This window comes from Arthrobacter sp. NPDC092385, from assembly GCF_044755105.1.
GTDB lineage: Bacteria > Actinomycetota > Actinomycetes > Actinomycetales > Micrococcaceae > Arthrobacter_D.
The window spans coordinates 16,928-34,040 of the sequence record NZ_JBIVQL010000003.1 but is presented as its reverse complement, the minus strand read 5'-3'; the positions used below and the strand labels follow the sequence as shown (position 1 = coordinate 34,040).

General features: G+C 69.1%; 17 protein-coding genes. 10 read left to right on the top strand and 7 right to left on the bottom strand.

The genetic code is table 11. The annotated features are described in order from the left end of the window. Positions 1 to 21 precede the first annotated feature (21 nt). Complete coding sequence (locus tag ACIQCY_RS05215) at positions 22 to 327, bottom strand: DUF3263 domain-containing protein (protein WP_400482828.1); 306 nt, start codon at positions 325 to 327, stop codon at positions 22 to 24. 109 nt (positions 328 to 436) lie between these two features. Between ACIQCY_RS05215 and ACIQCY_RS05210 the strand changes: the two genes are divergently transcribed. Then, positions 437 to 1,261: a uracil-DNA glycosylase gene (locus tag ACIQCY_RS05210; protein ID WP_400482827.1), complete on the top strand. Its 825-nt coding sequence runs from the start codon at positions 437 to 439 to the stop codon at positions 1,259 to 1,261. A 5-nt stretch (positions 1,262 to 1,266) separates the two neighbouring features. On the opposite strand, the gene ACIQCY_RS05205 is transcribed toward ACIQCY_RS05210, so the two are convergent. Genes ACIQCY_RS05205 through ACIQCY_RS05195 form a run of 3 tightly spaced genes read right to left on the bottom strand, consistent with a single transcriptional unit; the run spans position 1,267 to position 5,141 of the window. Beyond that, positions 1,267 to 2,973 (bottom strand): threonine/serine exporter ThrE family protein, encoded by a 1,707-nt coding sequence (locus tag ACIQCY_RS05205; RefSeq protein WP_400482826.1) that lies wholly within the window; start codon positions 2,971 to 2,973, stop codon positions 1,267 to 1,269. 51 nt (positions 2,974 to 3,024) lie between these two features. Further along, the gene (locus tag ACIQCY_RS05200; RefSeq protein ID WP_400482825.1) at positions 3,025 to 4,098 is read right to left on the bottom strand and encodes a lipid II:glycine glycyltransferase FemX; all 1,074 of its coding nucleotides are present in this window, start codon (positions 4,096 to 4,098) and stop codon (positions 3,025 to 3,027) included. Between the two features lie 2 nt (positions 4,099 to 4,100). Then, positions 4,101 to 5,141: a lipid II:glycine glycyltransferase FemX gene (locus ACIQCY_RS05195; protein ID WP_400482824.1), complete on the bottom strand. Its 1,041-nt coding sequence runs from the start codon at positions 5,139 to 5,141 to the stop codon at positions 4,101 to 4,103. A 113-nt stretch (positions 5,142 to 5,254) separates the two neighbouring features. On the opposite strand from ACIQCY_RS05195, the gene ACIQCY_RS05190 reads away from it, so the two are divergent. The 5 genes from ACIQCY_RS05190 (at position 5,255) to ACIQCY_RS05170 (ending at position 10,657) form a co-directional block, all read left to right on the top strand. Beyond that, positions 5,255 to 6,259, top strand: a complete 1,005-nt coding sequence (locus ACIQCY_RS05190) for an aldo/keto reductase family protein (RefSeq protein WP_400482823.1) — start codon at positions 5,255 to 5,257, stop codon at positions 6,257 to 6,259. 17 nt (positions 6,260 to 6,276) lie between these two features. Further along, positions 6,277 to 7,122, top strand: a complete 846-nt coding sequence (locus tag ACIQCY_RS05185) for an NAD-dependent epimerase/dehydratase family protein (RefSeq protein ID WP_400483061.1) — start codon at positions 6,277 to 6,279, stop codon at positions 7,120 to 7,122. A 104-nt stretch (positions 7,123 to 7,226) separates the two neighbouring features. Continuing rightward, positions 7,227 to 7,679: a hypothetical protein gene (locus ACIQCY_RS05180; protein WP_400482822.1), complete on the top strand. Its 453-nt coding sequence runs from the start codon at positions 7,227 to 7,229 to the stop codon at positions 7,677 to 7,679. Positions 7,680 to 7,895: 216 nt separating this feature from the next. Then, a complete protein-coding gene (locus ACIQCY_RS05175; RefSeq protein ID WP_400482821.1) occupies positions 7,896 to 9,452 on the top strand; it encodes an LTA synthase family protein in 1,557 nt (518 codons plus the stop codon). A gap of 113 nt (positions 9,453 to 9,565) precedes the next feature. Further along, entirely contained in the window at positions 9,566 to 10,657 is a 1,092-nt protein-coding gene (locus ACIQCY_RS05170) for an alkene reductase (RefSeq protein ID WP_400482820.1), read from the top strand. Positions 10,658 to 10,707: 50 nt separating this feature from the next. Here the strand turns inward: ACIQCY_RS05170 and ACIQCY_RS05165 are convergent, their stop codons facing one another. Further along, positions 10,708 to 11,226, bottom strand: coding sequence for a hypothetical protein (locus ACIQCY_RS05165; RefSeq protein ID WP_400482819.1), 519 nt, complete (start codon positions 11,224 to 11,226; stop codon positions 10,708 to 10,710). 125 nt (positions 11,227 to 11,351) lie between these two features. Between ACIQCY_RS05165 and ACIQCY_RS05160 the strand changes: the two genes are divergently transcribed. Continuing rightward, positions 11,352 to 11,501 carry a hypothetical protein gene (locus ACIQCY_RS05160; RefSeq protein WP_400482818.1) on the top strand — a complete coding sequence of 50 codons (150 nt, stop codon included), beginning with the start codon at positions 11,352 to 11,354 and terminating at the stop codon, positions 11,499 to 11,501. 108 nt (positions 11,502 to 11,609) lie between these two features. On the opposite strand, the gene ACIQCY_RS05155 is transcribed toward ACIQCY_RS05160, so the two are convergent. Beyond that, entirely contained in the window at positions 11,610 to 11,819 is a 210-nt protein-coding gene (locus tag ACIQCY_RS05155) for a hypothetical protein (RefSeq protein WP_400482817.1), read from the bottom strand. Between the two features lie 177 nt (positions 11,820 to 11,996). On the opposite strand from ACIQCY_RS05155, the gene ACIQCY_RS05150 reads away from it, so the two are divergent. The 3 genes from ACIQCY_RS05150 to ACIQCY_RS05140 all read left to right on the top strand — a co-directional run bounded on the left by ACIQCY_RS05150 (position 11,997) and on the right by ACIQCY_RS05140 (position 16,754). Next, positions 11,997 to 13,151, top strand: a complete 1,155-nt coding sequence (locus tag ACIQCY_RS05150) for a Vms1/Ankzf1 family peptidyl-tRNA hydrolase (RefSeq protein ID WP_400482816.1) — start codon at positions 11,997 to 11,999, stop codon at positions 13,149 to 13,151. Between the two features lie 3 nt (positions 13,152 to 13,154). Further along, a complete protein-coding gene (locus ACIQCY_RS05145; protein WP_400482815.1) occupies positions 13,155 to 14,954 on the top strand; it encodes a thiamine pyrophosphate-requiring protein in 1,800 nt (599 codons plus the stop codon). A gap of 138 nt (positions 14,955 to 15,092) precedes the next feature. After that, the gene (locus ACIQCY_RS05140) at positions 15,093 to 16,754 is read left to right on the top strand and encodes a catalase (protein WP_400482814.1); all 1,662 of its coding nucleotides are present in this window, start codon (positions 15,093 to 15,095) and stop codon (positions 16,752 to 16,754) included. A 30-nt stretch (positions 16,755 to 16,784) separates the two neighbouring features. Here ACIQCY_RS05140 and ACIQCY_RS05135 read toward each other — a convergent pair whose 3' ends face one another. Next, positions 16,785 to 17,057, bottom strand: coding sequence for a hypothetical protein (locus ACIQCY_RS05135; RefSeq protein ID WP_400482813.1), 273 nt, complete (start codon positions 17,055 to 17,057; stop codon positions 16,785 to 16,787). Between the last annotated feature and the right edge of the window lie 56 nt (positions 17,058 to 17,113).

Here is a 17,113-nt window from a genome sequence, read left to right as displayed (position 1 = left end):
CGTCGGGTCTGGCGGGCAGTGCTAGATATCCGCGCCGAGCCGGCGGGCGGAGCGTGCCTTCTGGCGGGTGGACCTCAGGCGCCGCAGCCGTTTGACGAGCATGGGGTCATGCGCCAGGGCGGCTTCCGTGTCGATGAGCGCGTTGAGCAGCTGGTAGTAATGCGTGGCGGACATGTTGAACAGGTCGCGGATCGCCTGCTCCTTCGCGCCGGAATACTTCCACCACTCGCGTTCGAGGGCGAGCATGCGCTGCTCGCGGTCGCCCAGGCTCAGCTTCTCGTCCTGTCCGGAGGGAGCGTCCTGCGCATGCCGTTGGAGCTCGGCCATGTCCGCTACCGCCTTCCTTCAGCTGGCACAACTGTCACCCTATGGTAGTGGGGAATTACACCGCTGTCATTCGGGCGACCGCCGTGGAGACGCACGCGAGAATGGAAGCATGAGGCACGACGACGGCACGCTCTTCGACCTACCCGACAGCACGAGCAGCAGTGGCGGGACGGGCAGGACGGGCGCCGCGGTACCGCGTCCGGCGGGGCGGCAGTCCCCGAACGAGTCCGTGTTCCCCTTCGCAGCTCCTGCCGGCATCGAGGACCTGGTTCCCCCTGACTGGGCAGCAGCGCTCAAGCCGGTGCAGCCGGTCCTCCACCAGCTCGCCGCGTCGCTTGCGGCGGACCTCGACCAGGGGCTGCGGGTGCTGCCCGATGCGCCGCACATCCTCCGGGCGTTCACCACACCGCTGGAGCGCGTGCGGGTGGTCATCGTGGGCCAGGACCCGTACCCGACGATCGGACACGCCGTCGGCCTGAGCTTCGCCGTCGATCCTTCCACGCGGCCCATCCCGCGCAGCCTCGCGAACATCTACCGCGAGCTGGCCTCCGATACCGGCGTCGCGCCGCCCGTGACGGGAGACCTCTCCGGCTGGGCCGAGCAGGGCGTCCTCCTGCTCAACCGGGTCCTGACGGTCCGCGCCGGCGAAGCCGCCTCGCACCGCGGGCTCGGGTGGGAGCAGGTCACCGACGCGGCCATCCGGGCGCTGGTGGCACGGGGCGGTCCGCTCGTAGCCATCCTCTGGGGCAAGGACGCCCTCCGGCTCAAACCGCTGCTCGGCCGGACGCCCACCGTCGAATCCGTCCACCCCAGTCCGCTCTCGGCCTCCCGCGGATTCTTCGGGTCGCGGCCCTTCAGCCGTGCGAACGGACTCCTGGTGCAGCAGGGCGCCGAACCGATCGACTGGTCGCACACCGGCGGCAGGGCCGGCTGAGGCGCCTACCGCCGGCGGTTCCGTTGCCGCTCGTTGGAGCTGAGCTTCCTCGTGAACGGCCTGGCCAGGTTGTCTCCGAGCACGACGCCCGCGGCGATCGCCAGCACGACGGTCAGGGCGTTGAAGAGGCCGAGCGCGCCGCCGGACACCACCTCGGAGTCGATGGTGAGCATGTACATCGACCGGAAGATGGTGAGTCCGGGATAGAGGAACAGCACGGCGGGTACCGCGACGACGAGCTGCGGGGCGCCGAGCCGGAGGGCGACGACGCGCGAGAGGGCTCCGATCAGGATGGCTGCCAGGGCCGGGGCGAGCCGGTAGCCGACGCCCGCCGCCATCGCGCTGATGAGCAGCAGGTATCCGGCGACGGCGACGAGTGACGTCGGGATCACCAGTTTCACGTCCGTCTGTTCTGCGATGCAGATCATGGCGACGGCGATGAACACCAGCACCGCGACCGCCGGCCACGGGTACTGGCTCCCCGCCGATTCGAGGACCTGGAGCTCGGGAATCCCGAGGGCCGTCCCGGCGACGAGCGCGACGGCGATTCCTGCGACGAGGGCCGCGAAGACGAGCACCGCGGAGAGGAACCGTCCCGCCGCCGTGACCGGGAAGCCGTTGATCGCGTCCTGGGTCGCGGAGACGAGCCGCCCCGTCGGTAGGAGCAGGAGGATCCCTCCCACCACCACGAGTGCCGGGGCGATCGGGACCTGGAGCCACCAGAGCAGCATCGCGATCAGCGTGACGAGCGCCGAGGACGTGGCGACGGAGAAGAACTCGGGCACACGCCATTCGCCCAGCTTGCGGCCCACCAGGTCCACCAGGATGCAGCTGACGAACCCGATGAGCGATCCCAGCGCGGTGCCTCCGACGAAGGCCACGATGGCCGCCGAGAAGATGCCGAAGGCTGCCGTGACCATCCAGCGCGGGAAGGGCTTGGGCCGGTGGGTGATCTCGTCCAGGCGGTGGGCCGCCTCGGTCCGCGAGACGCCCCCGTCCGCGATATCGGACACGAGGCGGTGGATGGCCGTGAGTCCCGCGTAGTTGTTCGTCCAGGACCGGACCACGCGCAGGACCGTCGTCGGGGTCTGGTCCTTGGCGGAGTAGTTGATGACCACCGACTGGTTGGTGATGTCCACCTCGATGGAGTCGAGGCCGAAGGCCGCGGTGACCGCGATGATGCTGGTCTCCACCTCGAGGGCACCCGCGCCGTACCGGAACATGGTCTCGGCAAGGTTGAGTGCGAAGTCCAGGGCCTTCCGGGCGCTGGCATCAGGTCCTCCGACCTGGATCATCGGATTGGCGTAGGGGCTGCCCGCGAGCCGCTCCACGATGCTCATGGCCTGGGTGGGCGGGGCCTCGCCCTGCACGAGGCGACGGAGCATGGTCCGTGCCGCTGCGTTGGGACGGCTCGACGACGGCAGGCTCTGCGGCGTCGTGGGCAGAGCGTCGGCGGGCTTCGTGCCCGGTCTCGTGGCGGACTGCCGCTGGCGGCCCTGGCGCAGGGACTTCGGCTCGGACGTGGGTCGCCGGGCGGGCATCACCCCACCCCTCGGCGGCTTCCGGCCGCCCTTGCCGGTAGCGAGCCTGCTCTTCTCGTCGTCACTCGGATCGAAGGGCCTCTGGATGACGGGGAGCGCTTCGGCGACGGGCGATGGATTGGTGGTGGGCGAGCGGCCGTCCACGGCGTCGTCCCGGTTGCCGTCTGTCATGCGAGCACCTCGCAATCGTCCCTTCGAAAGTTCCGGCGGCCTGGAGAAGGCCTAGTAGAAAGGCTGCCGGTGACGGCGCCAGTGGATCTGGCGCGCCACGCGCTCACCCAGCGCATGCCAGACACGATACGTGCGCGGCCGGACGACGGCGTCGTAGCAGCCCGCGAAGTCCGTCACAGTCCTGGTGAAGCTCGTCTTGAACATCCCGAGCCCGTACTGCGGGTGCTCCTTGTCCTTCAGGCGGTCCGCCGGCGGCGTGCCGCAGAAGTCGTACTCGCGGGCGCCCAGGCGCTTCATGTCCAGGATCGCCTCCCACTGGACCAGGTGCGAATCGCCGTACTGGTTGCGCTTCGGGAGGGAACCGCCGTCCTTGTACGTCGCCTTCTGGCCGTACAGGATCACGAAGGCGCCCACGGACGGCTTGCCGTCCTCGTACACGAAGTAGAAGCGGCCCATCCCGGCGTCGACGAACTCCTGCCAGAACCCGCGGTAGTACTCGTACGGTCGGGGTACGGCGGAGAGCCGGCCCTGCTGCGCCTGACCGATCAGGGCGTACATGGTGCGGTAGGTCTCCTCGCCGGGCTCGACACGCTGCGCCTGGACGCCGTCGCGGAGGGCACGCCGTACGGCGTTGCGCCCACGGGAGGAGAGGTTCCTCAGGAGCTGGCCCTCGTCCGGCGTGAGATCGAGGATCGCCGTGCTGTCATTGGCCTGGATGTTGAAGGTCTTCACGAGGCCCGCCCCGGTGAAGAGGGCTCGCAGGTCCTCGGTATCGGGGAAGTCCGGCTCGATCTTCACGGCGAAGACGCGGCCCGGTCGGCGCCGGGCGTAGGCGACGACGGCCTCGACGAAGGGCGGCACGTCCTCGGGGGTCGCGGTGTCGGGTCCCTTGATCAGGTACCACAGCGCGCCGAGCGCCGGGATGGTGCGCTGGTAGGCGATCACGTAGCTCGTGTACTCGGCCGATTCGACCGCGAGGTGGATCGGCGTCCACCCCTGGCGCTGCTTCACGCGGCTGAAGGGACCGGACTGGAGCACGTTGCCGCCGAGCGGATTGGCCGGGACGAGCTCGTCCCAACGGCCCACCTCGTCGGCGGTGGCCGCGCGTGCCGTGAAGGGCGCCATTCTCAGTACCAGCTCTCGTGGGAACGCATGCGGTGGACCTTCAGGACGGCGCGCTCCCCGATCCGGAGCCATGCCCTGTGCTGCACCGGCCTGACGGGGAGGTCGAACGTGCCCACGAAGTCCGTGATCGTCGGGTTGAACCCCGTCTTGAACATGCCGATGCCGTAGTGCTCGTGGTCCTTGTTCTTCGCCTCGCTGGACGGCGGCGCTCCGCAGAGGTCGTACTCCGTGACGCCCCGGGCCTTGAGCCATTCGATGGCGGCCACCTCCAGCAGTGCGCTGGCGCCGCGCACCGTGCGCTTGCGGGTGCTCGCGGCGTCCTTGCGGCTGGCCTTGGCGCCCAGGACCATGATGAAGTCCGCCGACACCACGTCGCCGTCGACGTACGCGAACAGGAAGGCACCGGCCTGGGCGCGTGCATGCCGCTTCCAGAAGCCGGTGTAGTACTCCTCGCTGCGGATGGAGAAACTGCCCTCCGCCGTCTCGGCGAGGAGGCGGTAGAAGATCGCGCAGTTCTCGTCGTCGACCGCCACCACCCGCGTCTCGACGCCGGCCTTGCGCGCCGCGCGGATGTTGTAGCGGGTCTTCGAACCGAACGACGCCTCGATGGCCTCCAGCTCGGCCGAGATGTCGAGGATCACCGTCGACACGTTGGGCTGGACGTTGGCCACCCGGACCAGCCCCGCCGCCTCGAGCGCCGCGGCCACGGCCGGGTCGGAGGGGAGCTCGGGATCGATCTTGACGCCGAAGACGCCCCGTCCGGCGGCGAAGGCCTTCAATCCTGGCACCAGCGCGACGAGGTCCGCGGCATCCTTCACGCCCGGGCCCTTGGGGACGTACCAGTAGCGGCCCAGCGGGAGCACGGTCTTCTGCAGCACCGTGAGCGCGACGCCGTCGACCACGAGGTACACCGGGGTCCACCCCGTGGCCCGCTTCTGCTCGGCGAATTCCCGCCCCTGCATCACGTTCCCGCCGTCCGGATTCTCGCTGATGATGCTGTTCCAACGGGCGATCTCGTCGGGCGTTGCGAAGCGGGTAGTCATGATGATCGAGTCTACGGCAGGCCAGGAATCCCCTCCAAAGCAGCAGCGCCAGCCCCCCGGTAGTTGCCTGGGGGACCTGTCGCTGCGGCACCGGTCACGGCTAGCATCGCGATATGGACTTCAGATACCTCGGAAACAGCGGCTTCAAGATTTCGGAAATCACCTACGGCAACTGGCTGACCCACGGCTCCCAGGTCGAGAACGACGTCGCGACGCAGTGTGTGCGTGCGGCGCTCGACGTCGGCATCACCACCTTCGACACGGCGGACGCCTACGCGAACACGGCGGCGGAGACCGTTCTGGGCGAGGCGCTGAAGAGTGAGCGCCGCCAGTCGCTCGAGATCTTCACGAAGGTCTACTGGCCCACCGGTCCCAAGGGCCACAACGACGTCGGGCTCTCACGGAAGCACATCATGGAGTCGATCGATGGCTCGCTCCAGCGGTTGCAGACGGACTACGTCGACCTCTACCAGGCGCACCGGTACGACCACGAGACGCCCCTCGAGGAGACGATGCAGGCGTTCGCCGACATCGTGCGCCAGGGCAAGGCCCTCTACATCGGAGTCAGCGAGTGGACCGCACAGCAGATCCGCGACGGCTCCGCCCTCGCGAAGGAACTCGGCTTCCAGCTGATCTCCAACCAGCCCCAGTACTCGATGCTGTGGCGCGTCATCGAGGGCGACGTCGTCCCCACGTCCGAGGAGCTCGGGCTGTCCCAGATCGTCTGGTCCCCGGTGGCCCAGGGCGTGCTGACCGGTAAGTACAAGCCCGGCCAGCAGCCCGAGCAGGGCACGCGCGCCTCGGACAGCAAGGGCGGCGCGGACATGATCAAGCGCTGGATGGACGACGACGTCCTCACGGGCGTCCAGAAGCTCGCACCCATCGCCGACGGCGTGGGGCTCACGATGGCGCAACTGGCCATCGCCTGGGTGCTGCAGAATCCGAACGTCGCCTCCGCGATCATCGGCGCCTCGCGTCCCGAGCAGGTGGAGTCCAACGCCGCAGCAGCCGGCGTGAAGCTCGAGGACGACGTCCTGAAGGCGATCGACGACGCGATCGGCGGCCTCGCCGAGACCGACGTCGCGCGGACCGTCTCCCCCGAGACGCGGCCGGTCTGATGCCGGAGCCGACACCGCTGAACGTCGCGGTCACGGGATCGAGCGGCAAGCTGGGGCGCAGCGTCGTCCGGGGGCTGCGCGAGGCCGGCCACACCGTCCTCGAACTCGACCAGCACGGCGAGCGGTCGCCCACGTTCCTCCGCGTCGATCTGCGGGACTACGGGCAGGTGCTCGACGCCCTCCTGGGAGTGGATGACCGCCACAGCGGGATCGACGCCGTCGTGCACCTCGGAGCCATTCCGGCCCCGGGGCTGCAGGCGGACGTGGCGACCTTCCACAACAACATGGCAGCCACCTACAACGTCTTCCAGGCGTGCAGGAGGGCCGGGATCAGGCGCGTCGTCTACGCGTCCAGCGAGACCGTCCTCGGGCTGCCCTTCGACACCCCGCCCCCGTACATCCCGGTGGACGAGGAGTACCCGGCGCGCCCCGAGAGCACCTACTCCCTGGTCAAGCACCTCGAGGAGCAGCTGGCCATCGAGCTGACGCGCTGGGATCCGCAACTGAGCATCACGGCGCTGCGGTTCTCGAACGTCATGGATCCGGAGGACTACGCCGAGTTCCCGTCCTTCGACGCGGATGCCACGGCACGCAAGTGGAACCTGTGGGGGTATATCGACGGCCGCGACGGAGCGCAGGCGGTGGCGAAGGCCCTGGAGAACGCGGCCCCGGGTTTCGATCGCTTCATCATCGCGGCGGCGGACACCGTCATGAGCCGTGCGAGTGCGGACCTCGCCGCAGAGGTGTTCCCCGGCGTCGAGATCACGCGGGAGGTGGGCAAGCACGAGACCCTACTCTCGATCGACAAGGCCCGCCGCGTGCTGGGCTACGAACCCCGGCACAGCTGGCGCGACTCCGCCTGACAGGGACGGTCCCGGCGCGGACGGCAGTGGAAACTGTCGCCCGGGCCGATTCATCAGTAGGCTGATGATCGAAGGATGCACAGCACCGACGAAAGGCAGAGAAGATGACCGAGAACCTTCCCGACGAGGAACTGACCATCGTGGGCGAGGAGCCCGACGTGCCGAACGACTCGCTTGCTCCCGAAGCCTTCGACCCGGTCCTCGAGGGCCAGCCCGACGCCTACGAGGGCGCGGCGGAGAACAACCCGGACCGCTGGCAGGAGGATCCGCTCCTGCAGGACGAGCCCGGCGTGACCGAGAGCGGGGACGACGAGAACGGCGTCTCCGCGATCGGGGAGGAGGGCTACCTCAGCGACCAGACCCTCCGTGAGGAGACGGCCGAGGCCCGCTACGAGCACGGCGACGAGCAGTATCCGCCCGAGGAGCCCATGCTCGGCGAAGCCGCGGCGGACGTGGACTTCGGCATGATGGAGGACGACGAGGTCGACGCGAGCGACGACCCCGCGAACCGCGGCGGATCGCCCCTGAGCGCGATGGACGAGCAGGACGTCACATAGCGTCCTGCCCTGACGAGATGCAATCGAAGCCCCGGGTTCCTGCCCGGGGCTTCGTCGTGCGCGCGGGCGTCCGCTCCCGTGGACGCGTCGTGGACGGCGGATGAACCCCGGTTGAACAGGTGGCGCAACGGTACTAGGCTCTAGTGGCCCGGGACCGGGCTGGATGTCAAGGGTGTTCGGCGAGCACGCGGGCATCGTCTAACGCGAGGTGTTGCCATGTACGGCCGGATTCTGCACGTGACCCGACGGGTCGGCTCCGTCGTGGGCCGCATCCTGGTCTACGTCCTGCTCTGGGCGGGGCTCACGCTGCTGATCGCCGCTGCCGGCATCCGCTACTACTGGGGCGAGATCTCGGTGGGTCAGATGCTCCTGAACCTGGTCTCCGTGGAGACCGACGGCGGCGGCGGCCTCGTCTGGGTCGGCGTTCTGGGTATCGGCGTCGTTCCCCTGCTCGTGACCGTCGGAATCGCCGCGTGGCAGTTCTTCCGGCGCCGTAAGCGCCACAGCACCGGCGCCGGCCCGCATCCTCGTCGCCCGCAGTGGATCCTCCGTACCGTCTCCACCGTCCTGGTCGCGGCCGTGGTCGTCGGCGGCACCACGGCCTTCGCCAGTTCGGTGGGCATGAGGGACTACATCGAATCGGCGCGATCCGAGTACGACCTCGGCGCCCGCTACGTGGAGCCGACCGTCACCGGGGACGAGCACAAGCGCAACCTGGTGCTGATCTACCTCGAGTCCGGTGAGGCCACCCTGGCGGACGACCAGCTCTTCGAGAAGGACGCGTTCGTCCCCCTCAAGGAAGCGACCAGCGCCTCGGACGGCTGGCAGAGCGTGGACGACCTCCAGCAGTACAGGGGCGGAGGCTGGACCATGGCCGGCCTCACCTCGACGCAGTGCGGCATCCCCCTCAAGGGCACGGGCTCCACCGCCGGCAGCAGCGGCTCGAGCGAGCCCAGCGACGACGTCGACACCTACCTCGGAGGGATCACCTGCCTCGGCGACGTCCTGGGCGAGCACGGCTACACCAACGTCTTCCTCGGCGGCGCCAACTCCTCCTTCGCCGCGAAGGACACCTTCCTCGGCAGCCACGGCTACTCCGAGGTGAAGGGCCTCGCCGACTGGCGCGCCGCCGGCGAGCCGGAGGAGAACTTCCGGAGCGACTGGGGACTGAGCGACGAACGGCTCATGTCCCATGCCAGGGACGAGATCGATGAGCTGCATGCCGAGGCGGAGAGGACCGGCCGGCCGTTCAACCTCACCCTGCTGACGCTCGACACCCACGAGCCGGTGCACGTGTTCGACTACTGCGCCGTGGACACGCAGAGCGAGGTCACGTCGGTGTATTCCTGCTCCATGGCCCTGGTGGCAGGATTCGTCGACCACCTGAAGGAGAGGGGCTACCTCGACGACACCTCCGTGGTGATCATGGGCGATCACCTCAAGCACATGAGCGCCGGCGATGCGTTCCACGAGCAGCTGGACGATCACGCCAACCGCACCATCTTCAACCGGATCTGGATCCCGGGCGGGAGCGGCAACAGCACGCTGCTGCGCCCCGGCGTGGACCAGCTGAACATGTATCCCACGATCCTGGAGGCCGCCGGCCTGGCCCTGCAGGACCGCGAGGCCGGACTCGGCGTGTCCGCCTTCGCGCCGCAGGTCCCTGCCGATTCGGCGCAGGCGATGGAGCCGGACTCCTACGCCGAGCTGCTGGACGCGCTCTCCCCGGCGTTCTACGAGAAGGCCTGGGCGGGCGAGGACGCCGCCCCGTAAGTACTGCAAGGCAGCGCCCGGAATGGTCCGCGTGACGCCCGCCACATCCGGAATAGCGCCCGGTTCCCCCCTGTTGCCGACGGGTAGGACACCGACCCGGAAAGTAGGAACACATGAAGCTGTTCTCCCCCCTCACCCTCGGCACGCTCGAACTCCCCAACCGTGTGGTGATGGCACCCCTCACGCGAGTCCGCTCGGGTAACGCGGGTATTCCGGGCGACATCGTCGTCGAGCACTACCGCCAGCGCGCCTCCCTCGGGCTGATCGTCAGCGAGGGGACGTACCCCAGCCATGCCGGCCAGGGCTTCCCGGGCCAGCCCGGCCTGGTGGAGGACGAGCAGCTCGCCGGCTGGAGGCGCGTCACCGACGCGGTGCACGCGGACGGCGGTCGGATCGTCGCGCAGGTGATGCACGCGGGACGCGTGACCCACCCGGACACCAACGGAGGCTACGAGGTCGTGGCGCCGAGCGCCATCGCGATCGACGGCACCACGAGGACCAGCACCGGGAAGCAGCCCTACCCCGTGCCCCACGCCCTGACCACCGACGAGCTTCCGGGCATCATCGAGGAATTCGTCACCGCCTCACGGAAGGCGATCGACATCGGGGGCTTCGACGGCGTCGAACTCCACGGCGCCAACGGATACCTGCTGCACGAGTTCCTCTCCCCCGAGTCCAACCAGCGCGAGGATGCCTACGGCGGATCGGCCGAGAAGCGCGCGCAGTTCGTGATCGAGCTCGTCACCGCCGTCGCCGCAGAAGTCGGAGCCGAGAAGGTGGGCCTCCGCATCTCTCCCGCGCACAACATCCAGGACGCCCTGGAGACGGACGCCGCGGACGTCCACGCCACCTACTCCACACTCGTGGACGGCATCGCACCCCTGCACCTCGCGTACCTCAGCGTCCTGCACGCCGAGCCGACCGGGGACCTCGTCCAGGACCTCCGGAAACGCTTCGGCGGACCCTTCCTCATCAACAGCGGATTCGGCGTCATCACGAACCGCGAGGAAGCCATCGCCATCCTCGAGGACGGCGTGGGCGATGCGGTCGTCGTCGGCCGCCCGGCCATCGCGAACCCCGACCTCGCCCGTCGGTGGCGCGAGAACCTGCCGGAGAACGAACCGAACCCCTCGACGTTCTACTCGACGGGTCCGGAAGGCTACACCGACTACCCGTTCTACGACGGCTCGGCCAGCGCCAACTAGGACGCCAGCCAGGACATCGACACCAGCAGTACGGCCGGAAGGCGCTCCCGTCACACGACGGGGGCGCCTTCTTCGGTCCGCACGGGCTGTTGCCGGCGCCGGTCAGGACGGGACAGCCATCGTTCCACGCTGGAATACCGACTCACGGCCCAGCCGATCAGGAGCGCCACGGCCAGGTGCGAGTGAAGCATCAGCATCACTTCCGGGGAGTGCCCCTGCGCCGCACCCGCGCCCACGGGCACCTCGCCGCCGTGATGCGCTCCCGTTTCGGACACGGTGGCCGACGCCGCTCCTCCCAGCCCGCCGAGGAGCCAGTGGAGCACTTGCTGGGCGGCGCCGAGCAGCAGCATCACGGCCCAGCCCGGCAGCCGGACCTGCGCCAGGAGGGTAGCGCCGAGGACGGCGAGCGCCGCGAGGCCACAGAGTACCGGCGCGCTCGGCACATCGCCGCCGGAAAGGGCATGAGCGACCAGTCCGAGGGCGAGCGACGCCAGTCCCACCAGGGCCGACCGGAGGATCGCCCACGGGCGATCGACGGGCCCGGATGCTGACTTCCCTCGGTCTTCCATGACCTGATGGTAAGCACGCTGACGAGTCCGCGTCACCTTGCGCCCTGCGGGTTATGTTCGCGACGCCGGATCCGTAGACTGACGATAAGGGAGCTTACTTTCCCTCGAACCGAAAGGACGAGTGCATGTCAGAGAATCCGAGCGACGACGACCGCATCCACAACGAGGCGCCCGCCGAGGGCGACACGGACGCCGACACCGAGGACATCAGGGTGCATACGGAGGATCCCGCCGAGGGCGCGGACTCCGCGGACCAGTACAGCGACGGCTCGTAGCGCACCGGACGGCGGACGGCGGAACGCGCCTCCCGGAGATCGAAGAAGCGCCGGCCCGACGGGCCGGCGCTTCTGTTCGTCCTGGCGGCCCCGCCCACCCGCCATGACTCAGCGGGTACCTTCGACGACCTCGCCGAACGGAACCTCCTGCGAGAGCTCCGCCTGCCGATCCAGGGCGTGGCTGCTGACGAGCACGCCGTACTTCCCCTCGGCGACGGACTGCTTCATGACCATCAGCACCGTCTCGGCGAAGCCTTCGTCCTGGGCCTTGAGGAAGCTGATGTATGCGGGCGGGAAATTCTCGGGAACTGTGAGCATGCCCCCCCACGCTACCGGCCTCCGCCCACCCCTGCCGAGCGTTTTTCAAGCCCGACGACGGACCATTCGGCCCTTCTCACCCACCTGCCCGGAGTGATAGACCATAAGTGTCCTTAGTATTTCCGGCGGGGACCTCCCTGCCGGGAATCACCACCACTGACCTGACAGGGGATCTTCGTGACGCACGTACTCAAAGAGCATGCCCATCTGTTCGAGCTGCCCGGCCCATGGACCACCATCTACGTCGAGGGCAGTACCGGCACGGTGGACGGCCTGGCGAACGACGAGATCCTTCCCCGCAGCGTCGCGCAGGAGATGAAGGAGGCCGGAGCCCCTGAGCAGGACATCGAAGCCGCGGTCGCGGCGCTCGGCACCACGGCGAAGGGCCTGCCCGATCCCGTGACCCGCTACCTGCTCGTGAACAACGGGCAGGCCGTCGTGAACGAGTTCCTGCCCGGCAACCTGGTCGGCCTCGCGGTGACGGCGACCGGCCCCATCCCGGACCTCACACCCCTCGTCCGGCACACCCCCGAGGACTTCGCCTACCTCGTGGCGGAAGTGGGACACCACGGCGGGGAGGTCTACCTGCGCTTCGCCGACGGTGACGAGGCGCACGTGACGTCGGGCGATGCCGACTCCGTGATCGAAGGAGACACCGACCACACCCGCAAGCTCGGCAGCGGTGGCTGGGCCCACAAGCGTATGCAACAGCACGCCGAGAAGGTCTGGAAGATGAACTCCCGGGAGGTGGCATCCGAGATCGACCGTCTCTCGGCGGAGAACGAGGCCCAGCTGATCGTCGTCGCCGGCGACATCCGCGCCCGCCAGATGGTCCATGACGAGGTGTCCCAGGAATCGCGTGGCAAGCTCGCCATCATCGAGTCGAACACGCGCGCTGACGGCGCCGACGAGGAGACCTTCGCCGAGGAGGTCCAGCAACTCGTGGCGCGCACCATGGCGGATCGTCAGCACGCACTCCTGGAACGCCTGGCCGAGAAGGAGGGCCAGGGCACCCGCACGTCCGCGATCGGTCGCGGCGCGGTCATCACCGCACTGCAGCAGGCCCAGGTCGAGTCCCTCCTCCTCGAGACCACGGCATGGGACGACGAGACGCTGCTCGCACTCGATGCGGCACCGTGGGTGGCGACGTCGGACGCGGACACCGCCGGTGCCGGCGTGCTCGGCGAGGTACCTGCCGTCGCGGCACTGCTCCGCGCCGCGGCCCTCACGGACGCGCAGGTCTCCATGTACCCGTCGGGGGCGCTCGAGAAGAAGCCCATCGCGGCGCTGCTGCGCTGGCCCACCGGTCCTGACGTTCCGGCAGCGGTCTGACCCGTGGCGGAGGACGCGGACGCGGACACCGTCGCGGACTTCGTGGTCCGGCACCTCGCCGCGTGGCGGGTGGATCGGATCTTCGGCTACAGCGGAGACGGCATCAACCCCCTGCTCGGCGCGCTGCGCCGGGCGGGGACCCCTTCGTTCGTGCAGGCGCGCCACGAGGAAGCCGCCGCCTTCATGGCCGTGGCACACGCGAAGTACACCGGCGGGGTGGGCGTGGTCACCGCGACCCAGGGGCCCGGGGCCGTCCACCTGCTCAACGGCCTGTACGACGCGCGGATGGACAGCGTGCCCGTGGTCGCCGTCATCGGCCAGCAGAGCCAGACGGTGCTCGGCTCGGCCTACCAGCAGGAGATCGACCTCCTCAGCCTGTTCAAGGACGTGGCATCGGAGTTCCGCCAGCAGGTGTCGAGCCCCGAGCAGTTGCCGATGGTCCTCGACCGCGCCTTCAAGGCCGCGCTCGCCACGAGGTCACCCGCCGTCGTGATCCTCCCGCACGACGTGCAGCAGGCCCCGGCCCCGCAGTCCCCCCACGAGCACGGCGTGGTGCCGTCGTCGCCCGTGTGGTCCCTCGGGTGCGTCTCGCCGCGCGAGACGGACCTGCACGACGCCGCCGCCGTCCTCAACGCCGGCCGGAAGGTCGCACTGCTGGTCGGGCAGGGCGCGGCGCACGCGCAACAGGAGGTCCTCGCCATCGCGGACCGACTGGGTGCGGGAATCACCACGAGCCTGCTGGGCAAGCCCTTCGTCGACGAATCGCTCCCCCATGCCACCGGCACCATGGGACACCTCGGCACCACGGCGAGCGCGTACCTGATGGACACGTGCGACACCCTGCTCATCATCGGGTCCAATGACCCCTGGAGCGAGTACTACCCGGCGCCGGGGCAGGCGCGCGCCGTGCAGATCGACATCGACCCGAAGGCCATCGGGAACCGGTACCCCGTGGAGGTGCCCCTGCACGGGGACGCCGCGGAGACCCTCGCGGCACTGCTGGTCCTCCTGCACGGGCAGCAGGACCGGTCATGGCGCCGGGACGTCGAGGCGCAGGTGCGGCAGTGGCACCGCGTCGCCGCCGAACGGGCCATGACCCCGGCGGACCCCGTCAACCCGGAGCGGGTGGTGCATGAGCTCAATGCCGTCCTGCCGCGCGACGCGCAGGTCGCCGTCGACGTCGGGAGTTGCGTCTACTGGTACGCCCGCCAGCTCCGCCTGCCACGGGGAGTGCCCGCCCACCTCTCGAGCACGCTGGGCTGCATGGGCGCGGGGGTGCCCTACGGCATCGCCGCCAAGCTCGCCCACCCCGGCCGCCCCGTCGTCGTCCTCGCAGGTGACGGAGCGATGCAGATGGCGGGGCTCGCCGAGCTCGTCACCGTCGCCAAGCTGTGGCGGAGCTGGGCGGACCCCCGCTTCGTGGTGTGCGTCCTCTCGAACCGCGACCTCGCGGAAGTGTCCTGGGAACAGCGCGAGATGGAGGGGGAGCCCCGCTTCGAGGACAGCCAGTCGCTGCCCGACGTCGACTGCGCGGCCCACGCCCGCCTGCTCGGGCTCGACGGCGTGCGGGTGGAGGATCCGGACGACCTCGCCGACGCCTGGCGGCGGGCGTTCGCTGCTGACCGGCCGTTCGTCCTCGACGTGGTGACGGACCCGAACGTGCCGCTGCTGCCTCCCTTCCCGGCAGGTGCGGCGAAGCTGGAGCCCATGCGCGCCGCCCTCGATGAGGAGCCCGGCAGCAGTGCCTCCGGCCTGCTGGAGCGGTACGCGGAGATCGAGGACGGGACGGACTCCCGGTCCTAGTACCCGCCGGCGAGCAACGGTACGGTCCACTCGATACTAAGGTTGCTGTCCACATCGGCCTTGGGTAGCGTCGATTGCGGACGCGGGAGCTCTGCCCCGCTGCTCCCGACCACCAGAGCCCGCTGTGAGGAGAACTCCATGACCGATGTCGCCAGCCAGCCACCCGCCGAAGGGGACGACCGCGCCGTCCTGACGAACCGCCAGGGCCACCAGGTCTACGACAACCAGAATTCGCGGACCGTCGGTGCCCGCGGGCCGGCGACCCTGGAGAACTACCAGTTCCTCGAGAAGATCAGCCACTTCGACCGCGAGCGCATCCCGGAACGCGTCGTGCATGCTCGCGGCTTCGTCGCCTATGGCGACTTCGAGGCGACCGGCAAGTGGGGCGACGAACCGATCGCGGCCTATACCCGCGCGAAGCTGTTCTCCGAGCCCGGCAAGAAGACCGACGTGGCCATCCGCTTCTCGTCCGTCATCGGTGGCCGGGACTCCTCCGAAGCGGCCAGGGATCCCCGGGGCTTCGCGGTGAAGTTCTACACCGAGGACGGCAACTGGGACCTCGTGGGCAACAACCTCGCGGTGTTCTTCATCCGCGACGCCATCAAGTTCCCCGACGTCATCCACTCCCTCAAGCCCGATCCCATCACCTTCCGGCAGGAACCGGCGCGCATCTTCGACTTCATGTCCCAGACGCCCGAGTCCATGCACATGCTCGTGAACCTCTTCAGCCCACGGGGCATCCCGGCCGACTACCGCCACATGCAGGGCTTCGGCGTCAACACCTACAAGTGGGTCAATGCGGACGGTGACACGAAACTGGTCAAGTACACGTGGCAGCCGCGGCAGGGCGTGAAGAGCCTGACCGAGGAGGACGCCGCGAACATCCAGGCGACCGACCTCGGCCATGCCTCGAAGGACCTGTTCGAGGCCATCGAGCGCGGCGACTTCCCGCAGTGGGACCTGTACGTGCAGCTGATGGACGACGGCGACCACCCGGAACTCGACTTCGACCCGCTCGATGATACGAAGACGTGGCCCGAGCAGGACTTCGAGCCGAAGCTCGTCGGGACCATGACGCTCAACCGGAATGTCTCGGACCACCACAACGAGAACGAGCAGATCTCCTTCGGCACGGGCGTCCTGGTCGACGGCCTCGACTTCTCCGACGACAAGATGCTCGTGGGCCGCACCTTCAGCTACAGCGACGCGCAGCGCTACCGCGTGGGCCCGAACTACCTGCAGCTGCCCGTGAACTCCGCGAAGAACGCCCCGGTGCACACCAACCAGCGTGGCGGGCAGATGTCCTTCGGGACGGACCTCGCGCCAGGGCAGAACCCCCACGTCAACTACGAGCCCTCCATCACGGGCGGGCTCCGCGAGGGCCAGTACCCCACGCATGACGAGCAGGGCCCGGAGATCCAGGGACGCCTGACCCGCAAGCGCATCCCGCTCACCCAGGACTACCTGCAGGCGGGCCAGCGGTACCAGTTGCTCGAGCAGTGGGAGAAGGACGACCTCGTGGGCAACTTCGTCACGCTGATCGGGCAGGCCGCGCGCGCTGTGCAGGAACGCATGGTGTGGCACTTCTACCTGGTCGACGACGAGCTGGGCGCACGCGTGGGCGACGGGCTCGGCATCGGCCTCGCCGACGTGAAGGACCTGCCGCCGCTCGCGAGCCAGACCCTCTCGGAGGAGGAGCTGACCCGCCTGAAGAACCTGGGCAACAACGGGCCGCGTGATGTCCAGGGCCTGACCATGACGCACTGCGTGCCCAACGAGCACGTCGTCGTCACCCGGTAGGACGCGGAGCGCTGATGGGGGCGTCGGCGCCTAGCGCCGGCGCCTCTCTGCCGCCTGCCGTCCGAGCTCCGCCACGGCGGCCGCTGCGATCACGAGGGAGAGCGCGACGACGGCCAGCATCACGTAGAGCAGCACCAGGGTGGTCATCGGCGAGGAGGCGCTGTGCAGGATCCGCAGCCCGCCGAGCAGCCCCACGGCCCAGAAGATCCCTACACCTGCGAGCGCACAGGCGGCCCGCTTCCGCCCGCGATCGAACCCCATACTCCGGGCGCACTGCGCGAGGAGGCCCTGCCATTGATCCATACCTCAACTATGGCCGGGCGCCCCAGGGGCGCTGCCGGCGTCGGCTATCGTGTCCG

Bases quoted from the DNA above. Each gene is read 5' to 3' on its own strand.
- ACIQCY_RS05160 (WP_400482818.1), top strand. From the start codon at position 11,352: ATGTCAGAGAATCCGAGCGACGACGACCGCATCCACAACGAGGCGCCC.
- ACIQCY_RS05195 (WP_400482824.1), bottom strand. From the start codon at position 5,141: ATGACTACCCGCTTCGCAACGCCCGACGAGATCGCCCGTTGGAACAGC.
- ACIQCY_RS05140 (WP_400482814.1), top strand. From the start codon at position 15,093: ATGACCGATGTCGCCAGCCAGCCACCCGCCGAAGGGGACGACCGCGCC.
- ACIQCY_RS05170 (WP_400482820.1), top strand. From the start codon at position 9,566: ATGAAGCTGTTCTCCCCCCTCACCCTCGGCACGCTCGAACTCCCCAAC.
- ACIQCY_RS05135 (WP_400482813.1), bottom strand. From the start codon at position 17,057: ATGGATCAATGGCAGGGCCTCCTCGCGCAGTGCGCCCGGAGTATGGGG.
- ACIQCY_RS05175 (WP_400482821.1), top strand. From the start codon at position 7,896: ATGTACGGCCGGATTCTGCACGTGACCCGACGGGTCGGCTCCGTCGTG.
- ACIQCY_RS05155 (WP_400482817.1), bottom strand. From the start codon at position 11,819: ATGCTCACAGTTCCCGAGAATTTCCCGCCCGCATACATCAGCTTCCTC.
- ACIQCY_RS05215 (WP_400482828.1), bottom strand. From the start codon at position 327: ATGGCCGAGCTCCAACGGCATGCGCAGGACGCTCCCTCCGGACAGGAC.
- ACIQCY_RS05210 (WP_400482827.1), top strand. From the start codon at position 437: ATGAGGCACGACGACGGCACGCTCTTCGACCTACCCGACAGCACGAGC.
- ACIQCY_RS05165 (WP_400482819.1), bottom strand. From the start codon at position 11,226: ATGGAAGACCGAGGGAAGTCAGCATCCGGGCCCGTCGATCGCCCGTGG.
- ACIQCY_RS05205 (WP_400482826.1), bottom strand. From the start codon at position 2,973: ATGACAGACGGCAACCGGGACGACGCCGTGGACGGCCGCTCGCCCACC.
- ACIQCY_RS05190 (WP_400482823.1), top strand. From the start codon at position 5,255: ATGGACTTCAGATACCTCGGAAACAGCGGCTTCAAGATTTCGGAAATC.
- ACIQCY_RS05180 (WP_400482822.1), top strand. From the start codon at position 7,227: ATGACCGAGAACCTTCCCGACGAGGAACTGACCATCGTGGGCGAGGAG.
- ACIQCY_RS05200 (WP_400482825.1), bottom strand. From the start codon at position 4,098: ATGGCGCCCTTCACGGCACGCGCGGCCACCGCCGACGAGGTGGGCCGT.